1 protein-coding gene is annotated in these 585 nt (G+C 52.8%); it reads right to left on the reverse strand.

The annotated features are described in order from the left end of the window. Nucleotides 1-107 precede the first annotated feature (107 nt). On the reverse strand, nucleotides 108-320 hold the full coding sequence (locus tag ADAD_RS16920; protein ID WP_139020493.1) for a hypothetical protein: 213 nt from the start codon (nucleotides 318-320) through the stop codon (nucleotides 108-110). Nucleotides 321-585 lie beyond the last annotated feature (265 nt).

The following is a 585-nucleotide window of genomic DNA, read 5'->3' on the forward strand; positions in this document are numbered from 1 at the left end:
TCGGGTCGTAAGGAACCTTCGTCGGTTTGTCGCCGTCGCGGTCTTCGTAGCGCCAAACAACCCATTGCGGGTAGTCGCGTAGTTCCTGTGGTATGTTAAACAGGGCTTCAAACATCAAGCGACTTCCCTGTTAGATACACGTAAAGCACTTCTACGCGGTTCACCGAAGGGTCGCCAATGTTTCCAGCCGCGAACGTCTTAAGCCATGCAAGGGGCACGTCGGCACCTTCGGCAATGTCTTTAAGTGTGACCGTGCGCGGCCTTTCTTCGATAATTTTTAGCACCTTAGCACGAAGGCGCGGCGTATAAGTGTCGGTCATGGGTTCGGGTATCCGTCATGTGTGGGCATTGATCCGTTGCCGACCCTAGGCGAAAAAATTTTATCCCGCAAGCGCAAAATTTTTGTTGACTGCGGATTGTCCAAGGCTTAGGTTCGGTTGTGTCGAAAGACGAACAACGCAACGCCAACGTAGAAAGGCAACCAACCTATGACCGCACAAACCCCGAAACCCATTGCCGAAATGACCCGCGACGAAGCTATTATGTCGTGGAACGAAGCAAAGGCGACGCTTGACGCCGCCAAAC

Origin of the sequence: Citromicrobium sp. JLT1363, from assembly GCF_000186705.1 — a bacterium.
Lineage (GTDB): Bacteria > Pseudomonadota > Alphaproteobacteria > Sphingomonadales > Sphingomonadaceae > Alteriqipengyuania.

Coding starts and splice junctions, on each gene's coding strand:
- ADAD_RS16920 (WP_139020493.1), bottom strand. CDS start 320: ATGACCGACACTTATACGCCGCGCCTTCGTGCTAAGGTGCTAAAAATT.